The sequence below is a fragment of the Aeromonas sp. HMWF015 genome (assembly GCF_963878965.1).
Taxonomy (GTDB): domain Bacteria; phylum Pseudomonadota; class Gammaproteobacteria; order Enterobacterales; family Aeromonadaceae; genus Aeromonas; species Aeromonas veronii.
Map to the genome: position 1 here is coordinate 1 of NZ_CAWNZT010000290.1, position 2,886 is coordinate 2,886.

At 44.0% G+C, this 2,886-nt stretch carries 3 protein-coding genes; all 3 read right to left on the minus strand.

What is annotated here, in order from left to right:
• A partial coding sequence (locus tag AACS18_RS14910) for a type I restriction endonuclease (protein ID WP_258228721.1) occupies positions 1-485 on the minus strand: 485 nt, incomplete at its 3' end.
• A gap of 14 nt (positions 486-499) precedes the next feature.
• On the minus strand, positions 500-1,654 hold the full coding sequence (locus tag AACS18_RS14915; protein WP_108612578.1) for a restriction endonuclease subunit S: 1,155 nt from the start codon (positions 1,652-1,654) through the stop codon (positions 500-502).
• A gap of 4 nt (positions 1,655-1,658) precedes the next feature.
• Positions 1,659-2,886: hypothetical protein (locus tag AACS18_RS14920; RefSeq protein WP_219927973.1), on the minus strand; the 1,228-nt coding region annotated here is incomplete at its 5' end.

Consider the following 2,886-nt stretch of genomic DNA (forward strand, 5'->3'; position numbering starts at 1 on the left):
CTGCGCTTAAGTTCAACATGGATCACCGGCATGCCGTTAATCAGTAGCAGCACATCTCCACGTCTGTCATTACGCAAGGGGCTGCCGCGTTCAAACTTAGGCTGTTGCACAATTTGGTAACGGCTTTGGCCTGCTGCAATTTCTTGGCGATCATAGATCTTCAGGCTGACTTCTTTGCCATAGTGCAGCGTGTCATCAGGATTATCGCGCTTAATGGCTACCGTTTTGCCATTGATTAGCCCGTTGAGCTTAAGCGGTGTTTTCAGCTCTTTAATCTGTTCGATAATCTGCTGCATTTCCGTTGCCGTCAGCGGCACATCGTTTAAGCGGTCTTGTTGGCGGTTGTTTTCAAATAAAATGCTCGCCCAGTTTTGCAGTAAATCTGCTTCTGTTTTGTTTTTGAGTATTTTAGATTCCCACCCTTTTTGGGTAAGCACCTCAATAAAGGCCTGCTCAAATTGTGCTTCTATTTTAAAAGTCGTCATGGTTGTGCTCCCTGCTAAACAAACATTTTGCTCAAGCAGGCCTGCTTGATATTATTAAGTTTAGTGATTTGTTGTTGGTGTTGGTTGATCAGCACATCAAGCTTTTGGAAGTAATTGCCGATGGCGGTTTGCTCTGCGTCTGAAGGAATGCTAACTACCTGACCTTTCACAATATCAGAATTAAGGTTAACTTGGCTTCCTGGTTGGCCATACGCTTGCCAAGCGTCCTGAAAGGATTTCAACCATTGATACATGAACTCTAGTTCGAAAAGCGGTTTTTTAAAAATTAAAAAACCATCATGAACCCCAGTTTCAACATAATTAATAACCGGTTTTCCTACACTCGCAGCGATACTCAAAAGCAAGTGCGGTTCAAATATTACACGAGTTTTTTCTTGACCAAGATTTGAAATTTTTTGCTCTAAAAAATGAATTCTTCCGTCTTGTTCTGTCACATCTCTGATACGCAACCAACCAACCGTTGAGTTTTTATCGAACCATTTAGGATCTTCTATAGGGCGAGGACTCGCACCGCGAACAATTTCAGCTAATTTACCAAGCTCCTTCTCCTCCCACTCCCCACCAAACTCCTTAAAGCGGATTTCAGGAATAGTTTCGCCTTGTTTGGGGAACATCTTTTCCAGCATGGCTGTTTTAAGGCTGCTGAGCTTATCATGCTTTTGTTGGTGCTGGTTGATTAGGTTGTCGAGCTTTTGGAAAGTGTTGCCAATGGCAGTTTGTTCTTTTTCGCACGTTACTTTAACTGGAATGTTATTAATTGCGACCTTAGATAAACTAGGTACACCGGTAGATTCGTCATGTTTTTTCCAATCTATTTTTTGGAAAAGACAATACAAGTAATCCAACTTGAATTTTGGCCTAGGCACTGCATGAAAAAGAGTATCCACCGTCCAAAACGGCGCTCGTAATAAATACGGTTTATCAATCGTGCCTTTTCGCCCAATCCCGATTGCATCTTCATCATTTGATAATGCACTATCCACGCTAAGCATGTAGCCACCTGTCCCATAAACAGGAATGTTACCTTTACCTAAATGCTTATAGTCTTTTCCGTTTCGTACATCTATCACATCTGATAACATCGCTTCTTGCCAATCTCCACTAAACCCTTCAAAGCGAATCTTGGGCACTTTCTTTCCTTGTGTCATCTTATTATGCCCCTTTCAACAAGGTGATGAGTTCAGCCAAACCTTGCATATCAAACTCATTGCCGGTGAGTTTGCCCATCATTTTGGCCAGCTCTTGCTCGGTGGTTGTGATCTCTTTCGCCACTTGTGAATAGGTCACCGCGTATTTATCGGCAAGGGCTTGTACTTGGCTGGTCAGCTGGCTTATCACGACGCTTGGCATAGCGGCGAGCTCAAGGCTTAATGGAGCAATCCATTTTAAGTGCAGCAATTTGTTGACTTGCTTGTCGGTTAAGCCTTCGATGGTGGTTTTAGTTTTTAAGTGCAGGGCGATTTGTGCTTCTCTGACCGCTTTTTTCAGGGCTTTTTCTTCGTCAATGAGTTTACTCGCCGCGATGATTTTTGCTTCGTAGCTTTCGGCTGAGAACTTGGTTTTGGTCTCTTTTTGCTCTTTTAGGAAGGCTTTCGCCGCTTTGGCGACGTCGGCATTGGCAAAGCCATCTTTGCTTTCTTTTACGGTGTCTTGCTCCTTTTCCTCTTCGCTGAGGGATTCGAGTATTTCCTCAAGCGAGCTGGCGATTTTTGCCTGGCGGTCTTCTTGTTTTTCCAGTGCCGCCAAGTCATCGCTTAGGTGCGTTTGTTGTACTAAATCAAAGGGCATGATGTGGCCTTTCCAGCCATCTTGTACTTCGGTGTCATTGCCCTTAACCTTTTTGATCACAATATTGGGGTCAACTTGCTTAGTGGCGGTAAAGCCTTCGGTCTGCATCATTTCCAAATCGGCACTAATCACTTGCCATTGGTTGCTTAAATATTGATAGGCTTGGTATTTGTCGATAAGGGCAATAGGTGCCAGACGATTAAATAACTCAGTGCTTAATACTATCTCTTGCTGGTTGCGGTTAACCTCTTGCCAGCCTTGAATAAGTTCGTCTTTTAAATATTCATCAAAGCTCCTGCGATTGCCACTAACACCATGACTGCCGCCAGCAAAGGCTTGGTTGTAAGCGCTAATAAACTCGATGACTTGTGGGTGCTGGGTAATGGTTTTATTAACGTCTTGTTTGGCAATGGCTAATTCACTGTAGGCGGCAGACTTGACCACAAACAGCGCATCGTGCAGTTGTGGGAATGCTTGCCAATACGGGTGTAGCTGTGCAATTTCGCTGTTGGGGATGCCACCCAGCATAGTGGCATGTAAATCCCAGCTTTCAGCTGTTGGTGAAGAATTGACGTAACGCGGAATATTCAGG